Source organism: Pseudomonas sp. microsymbiont 2 (assembly GCF_054788395.1).
The window spans coordinates 2,568,131-2,586,385 of sequence record NZ_CM139112.1 but is presented as its reverse complement, the minus strand read 5'-3'; the positions used below and the strand labels follow the sequence as shown (position 1 = coordinate 2,586,385).

The following is an 18,255-nucleotide window of genomic DNA, read 5'->3' as shown; positions in this document are numbered from 1 at the left end:
CGGCCCACAACCGATCCCCGTATAAAAATAACGAGTGGGAGTAACCAGCATGCAAGCGACGAAAAAGACGCATGTGCGCTACCTGATCCTGTTGATGCTGTTCCTGGTGACCACCATCAACTACGCCGACCGCGCCACCATCGCCATCGCCGGCTCCAGCCTGCAGAAGGACCTGGGCATCGACGCGGTCACCCTCGGCTATATCTTCTCCGCCTTCGGCTGGGCCTACGTGGCCGGGCAGATCCCCGGCGGCTGGCTGCTCGACCGCTTCGGTTCGAAGAACGTCTATGCCTTCAGCATCTTCACCTGGTCACTGTTCACCTTGCTGCAGGGCTTCGTCGGCGGCCTGCCGGTGGCCTGGGCGGTGGTCACGCTGTTCACCCTGCGCTTTCTGGTCGGCTTCGCCGAAGCGCCATCCTTCCCCGGCAACGCGCGCATCGTCGCGGCCTGGTTCCCGACGCAAGAGCGCGGCACCGCCTCGGCGATCTTCAACTCGGCGCAGTACTTCGCCACCGCGCTGTTCGCGCCGATCATGGGCTGGATCGTCTTCACCTTCGGCTGGGAACATGTGTTCGTGGTGATGGGCGCGCTGGGCATCGTGTTCTCGGCGGTATGGCTCAAGACCATCTACAACCCGCGCCAGCACCCGCGCATCGGCCAGGCCGAGCTCGAGCACATCGAGCGCAACGGCGGCCTGGTGGACATGGACCAGAAACGCGGCAACGACGGCCCGAAATGGGGCTACATCAAGCAGCTGCTGACCAGCCGCATGCTGCTGGGCGTCTACCTGGGCCAGTACTGCATCAACGCCATTACCTACTTCTTCCTCACCTGGTTCCCGGTGTACCTGGTACAGGAACGCGGCATGACCATCCTCAAGGCCGGCTTCATCGCCTCGCTGCCGGCGGTGTGCGGCTTCATCGGCGGCGTGCTCGGCGGCGTGCTGTCGGACTGGCTGCTGCGCCGCGGCAACTCGCTGACCTTCTCGCGCAAGCTGCCGATCGTCTGCGGCTTGCTGTTGTCGACCACCATGGTCTTCTGCAACTACGTCGACGCCGAGTGGATGGTGGTCGGTTTCATGACCCTGGCGTTCTTCGGCAAGGGCATCGGCGCGCTGGGCTGGGCGGTGGTCGCCGACACCTCGCCCAAGCAGATCGCCGGGCTGTCGGGCGGGCTGTTCAACACCTTCGGCAACATCGCCTCGATCACCACGCCGATCGTCATTGGCTACATCATCAGCGCCACCGGTTCGTTCAAGTGGGCCCTGGTGTATGTGGGCGCCAATGCCCTGGTGGCGGTGTTCAGCTATCTGGTGATCGTCGGCCCGATCAAGCGCATCGAGCTCAAGGACGACCCGCAGCAGGCAGCGGCCCCCACCGCTGAACTCGCCGCTTCGCGCCACTGAGTGAAACACGCCGGCGCCCTGCCCGGGCGCCGGCATCCGCACAAGAAGCCTGAGAGAAACGACAAGAAGGGCCTGACCATGCAGTTGATCGAACATTCCGAGTCGCCCCGCTACGTGCGCCTGCACCCCGACGACAATGTCGTGGTGGTGGTCAACGACGGCGGCCTGGGCGAAGGCGCGCGCTTCGCCGACGGCCTGACCCTGGTCGAGGGCGTGCCGCAGAGCCACAAGGTCGCCACCGTGGACATCCGCCGGGGCGAGGCAGTGCGCCGCTATGGCCAGGTGATCGGCCATGCCCTGGAAGACCTGCGCCAGGGCAGTTGGGTCAAGGAAGATCAACTGGCGATGCCGGCCGCTCCCGAGCTCGACAGCCTGCCGCGCTGCGACGCCGTGCCCGCCGCCCAGGCGCCCCTCGCAGGCTTCACCTTCGAGGGCTATCGCAACGCCGACGGTACTGTCGGCACCCGCAACATCCTCGGCATCACCACCACCGTGCAATGCGTGACCGGCGTGCTCGACCACGCGGTCAAGCGCATCCGCAGCGAGTTACTGCCCAAATACCCCAACGTGGATGACGTGGTCGCCCTCACCCACAGCTACGGCTGCGGCGTGGCGATCAACGCCCGCGATGCCTATATCCCGATCCGCACCGTGCGCAACCTGGCGCGCAACCCCAACCTGGGCGGCGAGGCGCTGGTCATCAGCCTGGGCTGCGAAAAACTCCAGGCCGGCCAGGTGATGCACGAGGACGACCCGTCGGTGGACCTCAGCGAGCCCTGGCTATACCGCCTGCAGGACGCCTCGCTGGGCTTCGTCGAGATGATCGAACAGATCATGGACCTGGCCGAAACCCGCCTGAAGAAGCTCGACCAGCGCCGCCGCGAAACCGTGCCGGCCAGCGAGCTGATCCTGGGCATGCAGTGCGGCGGCAGCGACGCCTTTTCCGGCATCACCGCCAACCCCGCCCTGGGCCATGCCGCTGACCTGCTGGTCCGCGCCGGGGCCACGGTGCTGTTCTCGGAAGTCACCGAGGTGCGCGACGCCATCTACATGCTCACCTCCCGCGCCGAAACGCCGGAAGTCGCCGAGGCGCTGGTGCGCGAGATGGACTGGTACGACCGCTATCTGCAGCAGGGCGCCGCGGATCGCAGCGCCAACACCACGCCGGGCAACAAGAAAGGCGGCTTGTCCAACATCGTCGAAAAATCCCTGGGCTCGATCGTCAAGTCCGGCAGTGGCGCCATCCAGGGCGTGCTCGGCCCGGGCGAGCGGGTCACGCGCAAGGGCCTGATCTTCTGCGCTACCCCGGCCAGCGACTTCGTCTGCGGCACCTTGCAGCTGGCCGCCGGGATGAACCTGCACGTGTTCACCACCGGCCGCGGCACACCCTACGGCTTGGCCATGGCACCGGTGGTCAAGGTCTGCACCCGCAGCGAACTGGCCCAGCGCTGGCCGGACCTGATCGACATCGACGCCGGGCGCATCGCCAGCGGCCGGGCGAGCATCGAGGAACTGGGCTGGGAGCTGTTCCACTACTACCTCGATGTCGCCAGCGGTCGCAAGCGCACCTGGGCCGAGCAGCATGGCCTGCACAACGACATCACCCTGTTCAATCCGGCACCGATCACTTGAAGGCACGCGCCGCCCTTTGTGGGAGCGGGTTTACCCGCGAATCAGACGCCACAGGGTCTGGCACCAGCTTCGCTGGTGTTCGCGGGTAAACCCGCTCCCACACTGGCGGTGAGTGCCCCCTCTTTCTGACCTACAGGAGCACCCCATGCCCGAAATCCTCGGCCACAACTTCATCGCCGGCCAACGCAGCGCCGTTGGCCCGCAACGCCTGCAAAGTCTGGACGCCAGCACCGGCCAGGCGCTGCCCCACAGCTTCGCCCAGGCCACCGAAGGCGAAGTCGACCGGGCCGCCCGCGCCGCCGCCGACGCCTTCGGCGAATTCCGCCAGCTCCCCCCGGCACGCCGCGCCGAGTTCCTCGAAGCCATCGCCGCCGAGCTGGACGAGCTCGATGACAGCTTCATCGCCATCGTCTGCCGCGAAACAGCCTTGCCCAGCGCCCGTATCCAGGGTGAACGCGGTCGCACCAGTGGCCAGATGCGCCTGTTCGCCCAGGTGCTGCGTCGTGGCGACTACCTTGGCGCGCGCATCGACCTGGCCCAACCCGAACGCCAGCCCCTGCCACGGGTGGACATCCGCCAGATGCGCATCGGCGTCGGCCCGGTGGCCGTGTTCGGCGCCAGCAACTTCCCGTTGGCCTTCTCCACCGCCGGCGGCGACACCGCCGCGGCACTGGCCGCCGGCTGCCCGGTGGTGTTCAAGGCCCATAGCGGTCACATGGCCACCGCCGATCTGGTCGCCTGCGCCATCCTGCGTGCCGCCGAACGCACCGGCATGCCCAAGGGCGTTTTCAACATGGTCTTCGGCGCAGGTGTCGGTGAGTGGCTGGTCAAGCACCCGGCCATCCAGGCGGTCGGCTTCACCGGTTCGCTCAAGGGCGGTGACGCCCTGTGCCGCATGGCCGCCGAACGCCCACAGCCGATCCCGGTGTTCGCCGAGATGTCGAGCATCAACCCGGTGATCATCCTGCCGGGTGCCCTGGCCAAGCGCGGCGAGGCCGTCGCCCGCGAACTGGCCGGCTCCGTGTGCCTGGGCGCCGGGCAGTTCTGCACCAACCCGGGGATGCTGATCGGCCTGCGATCGCCAGGCTTCAGCCAGCTGCTGAGCGACCTGGGTCGGCACCTGGATCAACAGGCAGGCCAGACCCTGCTCAACGCCGGCGGCCTGCGCAGCTACGTCGGTGGCCTGGAACACTTGCAGGCCCATGCAGGCATCCAGCACCTGGCCGGCCAGCCGCAACAGGGCAAGCAGGCGCGCGCCCAGCTGTTCAAGGCAGACGCCCGCCTGCTGGTGGAGGCCGACCCGCTGCTGCAGGAGGAAGTGTTCGGCCCGGCCACGGTGGCCGTCGAGGTCAGCGACCACGAGCAACTGCGCGCCGCCTTGCTCGGCCTGCGTGGCCAGCTGACCGCCACGCTGATCGGCGAGCCGGAGGATCTGGAAGCCTTTGCCTGGCTGGTACCGCTGCTGGAGGAGAAGGTCGGGCGGATCCTGGTCAATGGCTACCCGACCGGGGTCGAGGTATGCGACGCCATGGTCCACGGCGGGCCTTACCCGGCCACCTCCGATGCCCGTGGCACCTCGGTCGGCACCCTGGCCATCGATCGCTTCCTGCGGCCGGTGTGCTACCAGAACTACCCGCAGGCGCTGCTGCCGGAGGCGTTGCGCGATGGCAACCCGCTGGGGCTGCGGCGGTTGGTGAATGGGCAGTGGAGTGACGAGGCGATCTGAAAGCCCTGCGATACGAAAGCCCTGCGCATGCAGGGCCTTTTATTTCTGCCTATCTCGGCCTCTTCGCGGGTAAACCCGCTCCCACAGGGTGAAGAACCTGTGGGAGCGGGTTTACCCGCGAAGAGGCCATTACCGATCAGACGCCCTGCGCCTCGGCCTCTTGATGGGCCTGGCGCAAGCGCTCGCGGCTGTTGCTCAGGTGCATGCGCATGGCCATCTTCGCGCCTTCGCTGTCACCTCGGGCGATGGCCTCGTAGATCGCCTCGTGCTCATGCATCAGCCGGCTCATGTAGTGCGCCTGGTCGTCATGGGCCAGGCGCGCCGAATTGAGCCGGGTGCGCGGGATGATGCTGGTGCCCAGGTGGTTGATGATGTCGGCGAAATAGTGGTTGCCACTGGCCTGGGCGATGCGCAGGTGAAACTGGAAGTCCGCCGACACGGCATCCGAGGCATGGGCCGCTCCTTCGTTGAGCTCATCCAGCGCGGCGCGCATGCCGGCCAGCTCCTCATCGCTGCGGCGCTGGGCGGCCAGGCCGGCGGCTTCGATCTCCAGGGCGATGCGCAGCTCCAGCACCGCCAGCACCTCGCGCAGGGTGACGATGGTCGCCGGGTCGATCCTGAAGCCCCCGGTGCTCGGCGCGTCCAGCACGAAGGTGCCGATGCCGTGGCGAGTCTCGACCTGGCCTGCGGCCTGCAGCCGCGAGATGGCCTCGCGCACCACGGTGCGACTGACGCCCTCCTCGGCCATGATCTGCGACTCGGTGGGCAGCTTGTCGCCGCGCTTGAGCTGGCCTGCGCGGATGCGTTCGGTCAGCACCGTGACCAGTTCCTGGGCCAGACTGCGCGGCTTGCGCCGGGTCCGTGCCTGTACCTGCTGCTCTGTCATGCCCTGTATGTCTGGTTGTGAAAGACAGGCGTGATGATAGCGCAAGCGGTTGTACGATCACACACGTGCGCCGGGGTTTTCATGTGTCTGGCGCGCAGCTGACGGAGGCTGGCCCATGACCCGCCGGTACAGGCTGGAAAACGCGCTGGGGCTTTCATAGCCCAGGTCCAGGGCGATGCGGGTCACCGCCTCGCCCGCCGCCAGCCGGGTCACCGCCGCCATCAGGCAGGCCTGCTGGCGCCACTGGCCGAACGACAACCCGGTCTGTTCGCGAAAGCGCCGGCTGAACGTGCGCGGGCTCCAGTTCAAACGCCGCGCCCAGGACTCGGCCCTGGCATGCACCAGCGGTTGCGCCAGGAAGGCCTGGCATAGACTGGCCAGCCGCGGCTCGCTCGGCATCGGCGCGAACAACGGCAGGCGCTCGGCATTGCCCAGCTCGTGCAGGACAAGCCCCAGCAACAGGCCATCGCGCCCTGACTCGTCATGCAAGGCAGGCACCTCGGCGCTGGCCAGCAGCAGCTGATGCAGCAATGGCCCGACCCGCAATGCCTCGCACGCGTCGCCCGGCCTGGGCACCGCGCTCGGCTCGATGTACAGGCTGCGTGTGCTGACGCCGCGCATGCGCACCTGATGCGGCTTGCCGGGCGGAATCCACACCCCGCTGCCGGGCGGAATGACCCAGGCGCCATCGTCCGTCAGCACCTCCATCAGGCCGCTCATCCCATACAGGAACTGCGCCCGGCGATGGACGTGCCTGGGCAGCAGGGTATCGGGCGGGTAATCGGTGGCGATGGCCAATACCGCGCGCGGCGTGGCATCGACCTGGGACAACGGCATATTGCGCATGGCGGCTGGGCTCTGGCCGAAATGCGATGATTATTGGCCAACTCGCGAATGCCAGCCAAGGGGCATCCCCCTACGCTGCAGGACCTCCCCCTGGCCCGAGGTCAAACCACCATGTTCTATCCCCTGCTCGGCCTGTTCGGCCTGTGCGCCGGCATCACCACCCTGCTGTTCGGCTTCGGTGGCGGCTTCTTCGCCGTGCCGCTGCTGTATGCCCTGCTGCTGGCCAGCCATGGCGCGGGTACGGCGGTGGCGCAGCATGCGATGCAGATCGCCGTGGCCACCTCCGCCACGCTGATGATCTTCAGCAGCGCCCTGGCCACCTGGCGTCATCACCGCGCCGGCAGCCTGCGCTGGGACCTGGTGCGTCCACTGGCGCCGGCCATTGCCATGGGCGCGCTGCTTGGCGCCTGGGCAGCGCCGTACGTGGCCAGCGCCTGGCTGCGCTGGCTGTTCATCGCCTACCTGCTGCTGAGCCTGCTGGACGCCTGGCTGCGTCCGGGCTTCCTGCGCGCAGGCGAACAGCGCCTGGACGCACCGGGCAATGCCGGCACACGCCTGATCGGCCTGCCCATCGGCGCACTGGCGGCGCTGCTCGGCGTGGGCGGCAGCGTCATGACCGTGCCGCTGATGCGCCGCCGCGGCGCCAGCATGCGTGCCGCCACCGCCATGGCCAACCCGTTGTCATTGCCCATGGCGCTGGCCGCCACGCTGGTCTATGCCGTGGTGCCAGCCAGTCGGCTCGACCTTGGCCCGGGCATACTCGGCTTCATCGACCTGCGCGCAGCCTTGGTGATGGCTGTGGGCGCCTGGCTCGGCATGCACCTGGGCGCGCCACTGCTGGGGCGCATTCCCGACAGCGTGCATGCCCGGGCCTACCTGGCGCTGCTGGCCTGCGTACTGGTGGTGATGCTGGTCAATGGTGGCTGAGACTGGCGAATAGCCATGGCAACGCTGTAGGCTGCGCCCTGCACTCACCAAGGAAGGCAACTGCATGAAGACGTTCGATCGCCTGCTGCTCGCCAGCGGCCTGCTGATTCCGCTCTGGCTGCTACTGGGGGTTGCCCTGACCGCCATGGCCTACCCCGGCTACGACCACCTGCAACAGGCCATGAGCCAGCTCGGCGCGGTCGATGCGCCCACTCATGGGCTGTCGCCCTGGATCAACAACTTCCCCCTGGCGCTGCTGTTCGCCTTGTTCGCCTGGGGCCTGGCGCGACGCTGGCGGCAGTCGGGGTGGGCGCGGTTCAGCGCACTGCTGGTGCTGTTGCACGGGCTGGGCAGCCTGGGAACCGGCTGGTTCCCCTGCGACAGCGGCTGCGCGCCAGTGGCGCCATCCTTCTCGCAACAGATGCACAACCTCAGCGGCCTGCTGATGTTTCTTTCGCTGACGTTGGCCTGCGTGGTGTGGATCGGGCTGGGCAAACGCCTGGCGCGCTCCGCGAGGCTGGCCGGCTGGTCACTGCTGTGCGCCGTGCTGTCGGTGGTCACCGTGGTACTGATGGCGAAGGCGGCACAGAGCGGTGAACTGTTCGGTCTGTACCAGCGCCTGAACTACGGCATCTGCGTGCTGTGGATAGCGACCCTGGCCGCGCAATCGCTGCGCACGCGCCAGCACGGCGACCTGCGAATGGCCATCGCCTGACGGCAAATTGCTGGCCCCCAAGCACGGAAAGCGAAGGCAAACTTCGTTTTCCTTCAGATGCTTAGGACAGCAATATGCGGGTAATTCTAGCAACCGTGGCCGGCTGCCTGCTGGCCGCCGTCACCTTCGCGGCCCAAGCCCGGCCCCTGAGCCAGAACGATCGCCAGGTCTGCGGCTGGGGCGCGCAGATCGCTGCCGAGGCGCAGCAGGCCAAGCTCTCCGGAGTAACGTTGTATGCCACGCGCAAGAAGCTGCAGGTGCGCAAGTTCGCCAAGCCATGGATGCGCATGACGGCGTTCGGGATTACCGAGCAGACGTACAACAGCCGCTCGCGATTGCAGCCGACAGCGATCAAGCAGACGTACTACGAGCAATGTGCTCAGCACGCACTATCAAAAAGATAATTTTCATTAAAAACAATAAGTTATAGAAGTTAATTAAATTTTTTATAAAGAAAGTTCAACGTGATTTCGAGATTGCACTATCACTCAGGCAGTAGCGTGGGAGCGAACGAACGACGCTCCCACGCCCCCTGCAACTCGATCAGGGCTCTGCAATACCCGTGGTATCGCCAATCAGCGACTCGGCCTTGAGCGGCATCGGCGCCACCTTGCGCAACGCAGCCACCTGCCGCGCATCCACCGCTGCCGCCTGGTTACCCCAGCTGCCGCGAATGAAGTTGACCACGTCCGCCACCTGCTGATCCGACAACCGCCAGCCGAATCCCGGCATGCTGAACGTCGAAGGCGCCGTCGCCGTGGCCGGCAGGGTCGCCCCCTCCAGCACGATATGAATCAGCGAAGTGGCGTCCGCCCCCTGCACCACCGGGTTGCCGGCCAGCGCCGGGAACACCCGGGCATAGCCCTTGCCGTCGGTACGGTGGCAGGCCCCGCAGTTGTCGACGTAGAGCGCCGCGCCGGTCTTGCCGTCGTTGCCCCGCCACAGCGCTTCGGCGACCGTGCGATCCTCCTGGAACGGCTGGTCGTCCGGGTTCACCGGCGGCAAGCTCTTGAGGTAGCGGGCAATGGCCGTCAGGTCGGCGTCGCTCATGTACTGCATGCTGTGCTCGACCACGTCGCTCATGCCGCCGAATACCGCCGTGCGCTCGTTGCGTCCGGTTTTCAGGAAGGCGACGATCTGCGCCTCGTCCCAACTGCCCAGGCCATCCTTGTGGTCGCCGCGCAGGCTCTTGGCGATCCAGCCTTCCAATGGTGCGCTGCCGGCCAGGAAGGATTCGCCATCGCCGGCATCCAGGGCTTTTTCCTGCATGGTCAACGCCCGTGGCGTATGGCAGGCGCCGCAGTGGCCCAGGCCCTCGACCAGGTAGGCGCCACGCGCCACCACCGGGTCGCGCCCGGCAGCCTCGAACGGCCGCACCGGCGGCGCGAACAGCCCGCGCCAGAACGCCAGCGGCCAGCGCATGCTCAACGGCCAGGGAATGTCACTATCCTTGTTGCGCTGCTCCACCGGTTGCACACCGTGCATGAAGTAGGCGTACAGCGCCCGCATGTCCTGATCGCTGACCCGCGCATAGGACGGATACGGCATGGCCGGGTACAGCGTGCCACCGTCCTTGCCGATGCCTTGGCGCACCGCGCGCTCGAAGTCCTCGTAGCTGTACTGGCCGATGCCGGTCGCATGAGGGGTGATATTGGTCGAATACAGGGTGCCGATGGGTGTCTCCATGGGCAGCCCACCGGCGAACGGCTTGCCGCCCTTGGCAGTGTGGCAGGCCACGCAGTCGCCCGCCCGGGCCAGGTATTCGCCCTGTTTGACCTGCGCCGGATCCACCGTTTCGGCGGCTTGCAGCAACGTGCTGGCACCCAGGCCGAGCATGGCGATGAGCAATGTCTTCATGTTGGCCTTCCTCATGCCTGCACCAGTGGGCCAGGATTCTTCAGGTAACGCTCGCGGATCGCCCGCGCCGACCAATAGGTCAGCGCCGCCACCAGCCCGGTGGGGTTGTAGCCCAGGCCCTGCGGGAAGGCCGAGGCGCCGGGCACGAACACGTTGTGCACGTCCCAGCATTGCAGGTAGCGGTTGAGCGCGCTGGTTTTCGGGTCGGTCCCCATGATCGCGCCGCCATTGAGGTGGGTGGTCTGGTAGGTGGACGCGTCGAAGTGCTGGCCGAACGCCTTTTGCCCCACGCTGATCGCCTTGGGCCCCATGGCTTCGGCGATCTTGCCCATGCGCTCGACCATGAAGCGGTTCATCTTCACGTCGTTGTCCTTCCAGTCGAAGGTCATGCGCAGCAAAGGCAGGCCGTAGGCGTCCTTGTACACCGGGTCCAGGTCCAGGTAGTTGTCACGGTAGGACTGGTGCGCGCCATGGGCGTCCATCGACAGCATGTGTCGGTAGCTGTCGGCCACCGCGGCCTTCCAGCCACTGCCCCACTTCGCCGTGCCCGGCGGCACCTTGGTCCCGGAAATGGGCTTGGCCCCGGCCTGGTTGACCCAGAACGGCGAGCCGCCGACGAAGCCGTGCGGGCCATGGTCGAAGTTGTCGGCGTTGAAGTCGTCCACCGCCACGCCATTGCCACCGGCGCCGATGAAGGGGTTGGTGTGGTGGCTGTCACGGTCGAAGAACGCGGTCACGGTGGAGATGTTCTGGTAGGCGAAGTTGCGCCCGACCACCCCTTCGTTGCTGACCGGATCGTAGGGTTTGCCGATGCCCGAGAGCAGCATCAGGCGCACGTTGTTGTACTGGAAGGCGCCGAGGATCACCAGGTCGGCGGGCTGCTGCACCTCGCGGCCCTGGCTGTCGACATAGGTCACGCCGGTGGCCAGGCGCTTGTCCGCGCTCAGGTTGACCCGTAGCACATGGGCGTTGTTGCGCAGCTCGAAGTTCGGCACCTGGCGCAGGGCCGGGAGGATGTTCACGTTGGGCGAGGCCTTGGAGTACATGTAGCAGGCATAGCCACTGCAGTAGCCGCAGAAGTTGCACGGCCCCATCTGCGCGCCGTAGGGGTTGGTGTACGGCCCGGAAGTGTTGGCCGATGGCAGGTTGTAGGGGTGATAACCGACGTCGCAGGCAGCCTTCTCGAACAGCTGCGCCGACACCGTGTTCTTCTGCGCCACCAGCGGGAAGTCGCTGGAGCGGTCGGCGGCGAACGGGTTGCCGCCCTTGCCACGGCCCACCACCTGGCCATTGATCGACCAGGCCGTGCCGGAGGTGCCGAAGACCTTCTCGGCGAAGTCGAAGTACGGCTCCAGCTCTTCATAGCTGACGCCGAAGTCCTGGATGGTCATGCCCTCGGGAATGAACCGCTTGCCGTAGCGCTCCTCATAGTGGCTGCGCAGGCGCAGCTCCACCGGGTCGACGCGAAAATGCACGCCCGACCAATGCAGCCCCGCCCCGCCCGTGCCGGTGCCGGGCAGGAAGGCGCCGAACTGGCGATACGGCACGGCCACGTCGTTGACGCTGTGGCGCAAGGTCACGGTCTCGCGGGAGATGTCCATGAACAGCTTCTTGCGCGAGTTGTAGGTCAGCTCGTCCATGGTCTGCGGGTAGACACCGTCCGGGTAGGTGTCGCGGGCCGGGCCGCGCTCCAGGGCCAGCACCTGCAGCCCGGCCTCGGTCAGCTCCTTGGCCATGATCGCCCCGGCCCAGCCGAACCCGACGATGACCACATCGACTTTCTTCATCACTTGGCTCATGGCTCAACCTCGCTCGCCGCTGATCGACACTGGTGGGAAGGGATAGCGCTCGTCGCGCTCCACCCAGTCCATGAAGTCGGCACGGGCGCCGGGGAAGCCGACCAGCTTCCAGCCGGCCAGCCCCTGGTTGCCACCGTGCAGGGGATCGCTGAAGAAGCCTTCTCGGGTGTTGAGCCAGAGCATGCCGAGGAAGGTGGCCGCCGGCACCGAGGCAAAGTCTGGCTTACCGCCGTCCAGGGCCTCGAGCACCTGCTGCTGTTGTTCAAGGCCGAGCTGGGCGAACACCTTGCCGAACTGCGCCTGGCACCAGGCGTCGGTTTCGGCAATGCCCAACCGGTAGATCTCCTGGGGGCTGAGCTTGAGCTGGTAGCCCAGCTCGCTGGGCGCGTCGGGGCGGAATGGCCCCTGCATGTACCACAGCCCACCGCTGCCGTAGCGGGTGTTGAGCTGACGGTCGATGAACTCGGGTACGCCGGCATCGGCCGCACCGGGGCCGAGGGCATCGGTGGGGATCAGCACGGCCACGGCGGCGCCGATGAAGGCCCACTCCTCCTGGGTGAAGAAGCTTGGCTGGTAGGCACGCGCCGGGGCCGGTCGGGCCGGTTCGGCGGGTGCCGGGGTGGCGCTGTCGGCGAGCACTGCGCTGCCCAGCCCCGAGCTGGCGAGGGTCGCCACCGGGATCAGGGTCAGGGATTGGCGCAGGAACGCCCGGCGCGCCGGTTGCACGGAGGCGGGTTGGTCCTTGGACATGAGGATGTCTCTCTGTTGATCAGGTCATACGGAAGTCGTCGCCCTTTTCACCAATCGAGATCCCAGGGTCGAGATAGCGCTGTCTCGCAGCGGCGGACTCATCCCGCGCAAGGGTCGCGCCGCGACCCTGGGATTTGCAATCAGGCAAAGGCTGTTGTTATGGCAAACATGGGGCAAGCGAACGGCTGGCCGGGTTCATTTTTTTCGCCGCGACCAGGCGTCGGGATTGACCAGGTTCTGCGGTCGCTCGCCGGCCAGCGCGGCCAGCAGGTTGTCCACCGCGCAGCGGGCCATGGCCTCGCGGGTTTCCACCGTGGCCGAACCGATGTGCGGCGTCACCACCAGGTTGTCCAGTTGCAGCAGCGGCGAATCGGCCGGCAAGGGCTCCTGCACGAATACATCCAACCCGGCGCCGCGAATGCGCCGCTCGGCCAGGGCATGCAGCAGCGCCGACTCGTCCAGCACCCGGCCACGGGAGATGTTCACCAGGATCGCCGAGGGCTTCATCAGCGCCAGTTGCGCCTGCCCGATCAGGTTCTCGGTCTCGGCGGTCAATGGCAGGCACAGGCAGACGAAATCCGACTCGGCCAGCAATGCCTCCAGGCTGCGGTGGCTGGCCGCGAAGCGCGCCTCCACCTCGGGCCGCGGCTGGCGGGTGTGGTACAGCACGCGCATGCCGAAACCAGCATGGGCACGGCGGGCCAGGGCTTCGCCGATACGTCCCATGCCGACGATGCCCAGGGTCTTGCCCTGCACATCGCAGCCGAACTGCGCCGGCCCGATCCCCGCCCGCCAGTGGCCGGCACGGATCCAGCCATCGAGCTCCACCACGCGCCGGGCACAGGCCAGGATCAGGGCGAAGCCGGTGTCGGCGGTGGTCTCGGTGAGCACGTCGGGGGTGTTGGTCAGCAGCACGCCACGCTGGTCAAGGGCGTCGATGTCGTAGTTGTCGACGCCGACCGAGACGCTGGAGACCACCTCCAGCTGCGGCGCCAGGTCGAGCAGAGAGGCATCCAGGCGCAGGCTGGCGCCGAGCAGCCCATGGGCACCCGGCAGCGCCGCGCGCAGGCGAGCCAGGCCATCGGCGCTGGGCGCCTCGACCAGGGTCACCTCGGCATGCGCCTGCAAGCGGGCCATGAGCTCATCGGACAGGCGTTTGTAGAGCACGATGCGTTTTTTCATTGCGCGATACCTATCGGCTGGGCGCCAGGCATTGCCGGCGCGCCTGTTGCAAAGGGTTGAGGACAGCGGTCAGGGCCACGGCCGCCAGCAGCGCGCCGCACATGAACAGGTAGGACGCTCCGGGGCCGCCGGTCACGCCGTTGAGGTAGCCCACCAGCCAGGAGCCGGAGAACGAACCCAGCGCGCCCATGCTGTTGATCAGCGCCATGGCGCCACCGGCGACGTTGGCCGGCAGCAGTTCGGGCACGATGGCGAAGAACGGTCCGTAAGGCGCGTACATGCAAGCGCCGGCGATCACCAGCAAGGCGTAGGACCACCAGAAGTGCTCGGTGCCAAGGCTGTAGGAGCCGTAGAACGCCAGCGCGGCGATCAAAAGCGGCGGCCAGACGAAGCGCTTGCGCTTCTGCAGCCGGTCCGAAGCCCAGGACACCCCGAGCATGGCCACCACCGCGCCGAGATAGGGTACCGCCGACAGCCAGCCGGCCGTGACGATATCCAGCGCCGCCGCCTGCTTGAGGATCGACGGCAGCCAGAGGACGAAACCGTACACGCCGATGCTCCAGCAGAAGTACTGCAGCGACAGGATGATCACCGTCGGCGAGCGAAACGCCTCACGGTAGTTCTTCACCGGCTTGATGCCCTGTTGCTCGGCATCCAGCGCCTCGCGCAGCGCTTGCTTTTCCCGGGCTTCCAGCCACTTGGCCTGCTCCGGGCGATCATCCACCAGGCGCCACCAGATGAACGCCCAGAGGATCGCCGGCGCGCCCTCGATGATGAACATCCAGCGCCAGTCGAACTGCTGCACCAGGTAGCCCGAGACCACCGACATCCACAGGATGGTCACCGGGTTGCCGAGGATCAGGAAGGTGTTGGCCCGCGAGCGCTCGGCGCGGGTGAACCAATGGCAGAGGTAGATGAGCATGGCTGGCATCACCGCCGCCTCGACCACGCCCAGCAGGAAGCGGATGACGATCAGCAGATAGATGTCGTACACCACTCCGGTCAGCGTGGCCAGCCCGCCCCAGAGGATCAGGCTGGCGAAGATGAGCTTCTTGACGCTGCGCTTCTGCGCATAGATCGCGCCCGGCACCTGGAAGAAGAAATAGCCAAGGAAGAACAGCGCACCGAGCAGCGACGACAGCGCCGGGGTGATCTTCAGGTCGTCGGCCATGCCCGAGGCCGCGGCGAAGCCGTAGTTGGCCCGGTCGAGGTAGGCCAGGCTGTAGGTGATGAAGACGATGGGCATGATGTACCACCAGCGTCTGGGGGCGAGTCGGTCGATCTGCATGGGGTTCTCCTGGTCTTGTTGTTTTTGTCACATCAGGTGCCGGACGGGCCGGCGGTTCAACGGAGGTTGAGCGCAGCGTTTTCGTGACGATCCAGCTCATGGCGTTGCGGCAGGCCTTCCATGTCGCCCCGGCTCTGCACCGCGCGGCTGCCGCACCAGTTGCCACGGGCCACCGCGCCACGCAGCGGCAGGCCTTCGAGCAAGGCGCTGATGACGCCGACGGCGAAGGCATCGCCCGCGCCCACGGTATCCACCACTTGCGCCACCGGCTGGCCGGGGACCACGCCGTGCTCGCCGTGGGCATCGCGCCAGTAGGCACCTTCGGCGCCGAGCTTGATGGCCACGCAGCGCACACCCTGCTCCAGATAGAACTCGGCGATGGCCTGCGGCGACTGGCGACCGGTCAGCAGGCGACCTTCCTCCAGTCCCGGCAGCACCCAGTCGGCCTTGGCCGCCAGGGCATTGATCTCGCGCACCATGGTCTGGCGATCCGGCCACAGCGAAGGCCGCAGGTTGGGATCGAAGGAAATGCTCCGGCCATTGGCGCGCATGCCGTCGAGCAGTTGATGGCAGAGGTCGCGGCAACCGCTCGACAGCGCCGGCGGGATACCGGTGGCATGCAGGTGCCGGGCCTGCAGCAAGGCGGGCCGTAGTTGCGCGGGTGACAGCCGGCTGGCTGCCGAGCCACGGCGGAAGTACTCGACCCTGGGGTCGCGACCATCATCGCAGCGCTCCTTGAGCTGAAAGCCCGTGGGGTGCTCGGCATCGATCTCGACGCTCGAGCAGTCCAGGCCTTCCTGGCGCAGGGTGTCGAGCACGAAGGCACCGAGCGAGTCGTTGCCGACCCGGCTCAGCCACTGCACGCGCAAGCCCAGGCGCGCCAAGCCGATGGCCACGTTGCTGTCGGCGCCGGCAATGCGTTTGCCGAAGCCTTCGACGGTGGCCAGGTCGCCCGGCTGCGCCGCCACGAACATGGCCATGGTTTCACCGAAGCACAGCACGTCACGCTCAGCCATGGCACACCTGCCCTTCCAGCTGCGCCAGTTGCGCGACCTGTTGCGCCGTGAATGCCAGCAGGTCTTCAGCGACCAGCGGGTACTCGATGGCGCGCGGCAGGTCGGGGGCGAAATGCGTCATCAGCTCGCGCCACTGCGCCAGGTCGAGGTCCTGCGGCGGCACCGCCACCAGTCGCCCGTCGGCACGTCGCGCCACCGCCTTGCAGTGCACGTAGCGCACCCAGCGGCCCAGCAATTGCGCGGCCAACAGCGGCGACTCGTCGTGCCAGTACCAGTTGCCGATGTCGAAGGTCATGCTCGGCGCCACGCCCTGTTCCTGCGCCTCGCGGAAGAATCGCGCCAGGGTCTGCAGGCGACCGCCGTGGTTCGTCTGGTCGTTTTCCACATACAGCGCCGCCTTGTGCTGCAACAACGGCGCCAGGGCCTGCAGGTCGCAGCCGTCCTGGTAGTGCCCCAGCGATACCTTCAGGGCCACCGCGCCGATTGCGTCCGCCAGGCGCAGACGCTGGGCGATGGCCGGTTCCAGGCTGCCATCCTCGCGCCATAGCTCCAGCGGCGAGGAATACAGGCTCTGCAAGCCATGCTCAGCGGCCAGGCTGGCCAGGGTGGCGGCATCGGGCACGGTGTCGAACAGTTCCTCGCGCCATTCCACCCGCTGTGCACCGGCAGCGGCCAGCAATGGCAGGTAGCTGGCCTGGCCATGGCGCCTCACGGCATCGGCGCCGAAACTCGACAAGCTGATTGAGACAGTGTGCGTACGCATCGCGGTGATCCTTGTTGTTGTAGATGAAACCGGTTTCATTTTCAGCCAAGCCGAACCGCGTTCCGAACGCGGTCATCGTTGCAATCGGGTAGAACCTCGCGCGATCAGCTCGGCGCGCAAATCCAGGCGTCGAGCCGGCGAATGGTTGCCTTGCAGGCGCTCCAGCAGGCACTGGAACGCCGCGGCACCGATACGTTCGGTGGGCTGGGCCAACGCGCTGATGCCACTGCCCACCAAGGGGTACCAGTCCAGCTCGTCGAGCGCGAGCAGGCCGACGTCCTGGCACAGCGCCCCGCCTCGCGCGTGCAGCGCGCGCACCACTTCGAGGGTGGCGACGCCGTTGCAGGTGAACAGCGCCTGCGGGCCGTGCCCTGCCCCGGCGATGAAGCCGGAAAGCTGCTCGTGCAGCCGTGCGCCCACCTCCAGCACTTGCCCACGCACGCCCCTGCGGCGGGCGATGGAGGCCTGGAAGGCATCGACGCGCTCCTGGCGGGAGCTGGTGCCGTCGAGCGGCTCGGTCACGGCCAGGATGTCGCGATAGCCGCCAAGCACCAGGTGGTCGAGTGCCTGCTCGACGGCGTCGCCGTTGTCCAGGCCCACCAGGTCGACCGCCAGCCCGGCCAACTGCCGGTCGACCAGCACCATCGGCAGTTCGCGGGCCAGGTTGGCCAGCTCATCGGCGCGATGGCCCAGGGTGTTCACGATCAGCCCATCGACGTTGTACGACTGCAGGGCCTGCAGATGGCTGCGCTCCTGGTCGTCGTCGCGATCGGTGTTGCACACCACCAGGCTGTAGCCATGCTGGCGGCAGGCCATCTCGACGCCGTGCATCACCGCGATGGAATAGGGGTTGCGAATGTCCGCCAACAGCATCCCGATCAACCCCGTGCGGCCGCGCTTGAGCGCGCTGGCCATGCGGTTGGGACGATAGCCGAGGCGTTCGACCACCGCCTCGATGCGCTGGGCGGTCGCTTCGGCGAGCAGTTGCCGGTCCTCGCCCATGAAGCGCGAAACCGTTGCCTTGGAGACGCCTGCCGCCTTGGCGACCTCGCTGATGGTGACCCGTGCGCGTGCGGGAGCTGCTGCTTTGTCCACCCCTGTGCCCTTCTTGTTTGCCTTCGTGCAGGGTTGATGAAAACGGTTTCAATGAAATCAGGGATGCTGCGGGGCGTCAAGTGACGCCCGTTCTGCCAAAGCAGGTGAATGAACGGCCAGGGTGCTGCACCGCCGCAGCCAGAGCGTTATGGTAAGGCCCAGGGATTGTCCGGCGCTGCCTGGGAGAAGGTCATGACCACACTGTTTCGCCTCAGTTTGCTGCTACTGATCATCGGCATGGTGCTGGGTGACATCGTGCTGGCCAGCCTGGGCTTGGTCGGTTTGTGCGCAGGTGCCGTCTACCTCGATGTCCGCCAGGACAGCCAGGCGCAACCCGAGGCCGGCGAGTCGCAATTCACGGCATAGCA

Annotated in this window: 17 protein-coding genes; 7 read left to right on the top strand and 10 right to left on the bottom strand. The window is 66.9% G+C overall.

Annotation, left to right across the window (positions count from 1 at the left end):
• Positions 1-49: 49 nt before the first annotated feature.
• From ACYUME_RS11730 to ACYUME_RS11720, 3 genes are all read left to right on the top strand, one after another.
• Entirely contained in the window at positions 50-1,405 is a 1,356-nt protein-coding gene (locus ACYUME_RS11730; protein WP_279888867.1) for an MFS transporter, read from the top strand.
• A gap of 78 nt (positions 1,406-1,483) precedes the next feature.
• A complete protein-coding gene (gene garD, locus ACYUME_RS11725) occupies positions 1,484-3,037 on the top strand; it encodes a galactarate dehydratase (protein ID WP_460418973.1) in 1,554 nt (517 codons plus the stop codon).
• A gap of 145 nt (positions 3,038-3,182) precedes the next feature.
• A complete protein-coding gene (locus tag ACYUME_RS11720) occupies positions 3,183-4,763 on the top strand; it encodes an aldehyde dehydrogenase (NADP(+)) (protein WP_460418972.1) in 1,581 nt (526 codons plus the stop codon).
• A gap of 136 nt (positions 4,764-4,899) precedes the next feature.
• Here the strand turns inward: ACYUME_RS11720 and ACYUME_RS11715 are convergent, their stop codons facing one another.
• Both ACYUME_RS11715 and ACYUME_RS11710 read right to left on the bottom strand, forming a co-directional pair.
• Positions 4,900-5,649 carry a FadR/GntR family transcriptional regulator gene (locus ACYUME_RS11715; RefSeq protein WP_279887603.1) on the bottom strand — a complete coding sequence of 250 codons (750 nt, stop codon included), beginning with the start codon at positions 5,647-5,649 and terminating at the stop codon, positions 4,900-4,902.
• Between the two features lie 57 nt (positions 5,650-5,706).
• On the bottom strand, positions 5,707-6,495 hold the full coding sequence (locus tag ACYUME_RS11710) for an AraC family transcriptional regulator (protein WP_460418971.1): 789 nt from the start codon (positions 6,493-6,495) through the stop codon (positions 5,707-5,709).
• Between the two features lie 111 nt (positions 6,496-6,606).
• Here ACYUME_RS11710 and ACYUME_RS11705 point away from each other — a divergent pair, with 111 nt between their 5' ends.
• The 3 genes from ACYUME_RS11705 (at position 6,607) to ACYUME_RS11695 (ending at position 8,541) form a co-directional block, all read left to right on the top strand.
• On the top strand, positions 6,607-7,422 hold the full coding sequence (locus tag ACYUME_RS11705) for a sulfite exporter TauE/SafE family protein (protein ID WP_460418970.1): 816 nt from the start codon (positions 6,607-6,609) through the stop codon (positions 7,420-7,422).
• 64 nt (positions 7,423-7,486) lie between these two features.
• Positions 7,487-8,137, top strand: coding sequence for a DUF998 domain-containing protein (locus tag ACYUME_RS11700; protein WP_460418969.1), 651 nt, complete (start codon positions 7,487-7,489; stop codon positions 8,135-8,137).
• A gap of 74 nt (positions 8,138-8,211) precedes the next feature.
• Positions 8,212-8,541, top strand: coding sequence for a hypothetical protein (locus ACYUME_RS11695; protein WP_460418968.1), 330 nt, complete (start codon positions 8,212-8,214; stop codon positions 8,539-8,541).
• A gap of 139 nt (positions 8,542-8,680) precedes the next feature.
• Here ACYUME_RS11695 and ACYUME_RS11690 read toward each other — a convergent pair whose 3' ends face one another.
• The 8 genes from ACYUME_RS11690 to ACYUME_RS11655 form a co-directional block, all read right to left on the bottom strand.
• Positions 8,681-9,994: a cytochrome c gene (locus ACYUME_RS11690; RefSeq protein WP_460418967.1), complete on the bottom strand. Its 1,314-nt coding sequence runs from the start codon at positions 9,992-9,994 to the stop codon at positions 8,681-8,683.
• An 11-nt stretch (positions 9,995-10,005) separates the two neighbouring features.
• Positions 10,006-11,793, bottom strand: a complete 1,788-nt coding sequence (locus ACYUME_RS11685; protein ID WP_460418966.1) for a GMC family oxidoreductase — start codon at positions 11,791-11,793, stop codon at positions 10,006-10,008.
• A 3-nt stretch (positions 11,794-11,796) separates the two neighbouring features.
• Positions 11,797-12,543: a gluconate 2-dehydrogenase subunit 3 family protein gene (locus ACYUME_RS11680; RefSeq protein WP_460418965.1), complete on the bottom strand. Its 747-nt coding sequence runs from the start codon at positions 12,541-12,543 to the stop codon at positions 11,797-11,799.
• Positions 12,544-12,738: 195 nt separating this feature from the next.
• Entirely contained in the window at positions 12,739-13,725 is a 987-nt protein-coding gene (locus ACYUME_RS11675; protein WP_460418964.1) for a 2-hydroxyacid dehydrogenase, read from the bottom strand.
• A 10-nt stretch (positions 13,726-13,735) separates the two neighbouring features.
• Positions 13,736-15,013 (bottom strand): MFS transporter, encoded by a 1,278-nt coding sequence (locus ACYUME_RS11670; protein ID WP_279887612.1) that lies wholly within the window; start codon positions 15,011-15,013, stop codon positions 13,736-13,738.
• A gap of 56 nt (positions 15,014-15,069) precedes the next feature.
• The gene (locus ACYUME_RS11665; protein WP_279887613.1) at positions 15,070-16,029 is read right to left on the bottom strand and encodes a sugar kinase; all 960 of its coding nucleotides are present in this window, start codon (positions 16,027-16,029) and stop codon (positions 15,070-15,072) included.
• The gene (locus ACYUME_RS11660) at positions 16,022-16,792 is read right to left on the bottom strand and encodes a sugar phosphate isomerase/epimerase family protein (RefSeq protein WP_460418963.1); all 771 of its coding nucleotides are present in this window, start codon (positions 16,790-16,792) and stop codon (positions 16,022-16,024) included. Before ACYUME_RS11660 ends, ACYUME_RS11665 begins: the two co-directional genes overlap by 8 nt.
• A gap of 72 nt (positions 16,793-16,864) precedes the next feature.
• A complete protein-coding gene (locus tag ACYUME_RS11655) occupies positions 16,865-17,887 on the bottom strand; it encodes a LacI family DNA-binding transcriptional regulator (RefSeq protein ID WP_460418962.1) in 1,023 nt (340 codons plus the stop codon).
• Positions 17,888-18,079: 192 nt separating this feature from the next.
• On the opposite strand from ACYUME_RS11655, the gene ACYUME_RS11650 reads away from it, so the two are divergent.
• Complete coding sequence (locus ACYUME_RS11650) at positions 18,080-18,253, top strand: hypothetical protein (protein WP_279887616.1); 174 nt, start codon at positions 18,080-18,082, stop codon at positions 18,251-18,253.
• Positions 18,254-18,255 lie beyond the last annotated feature (2 nt).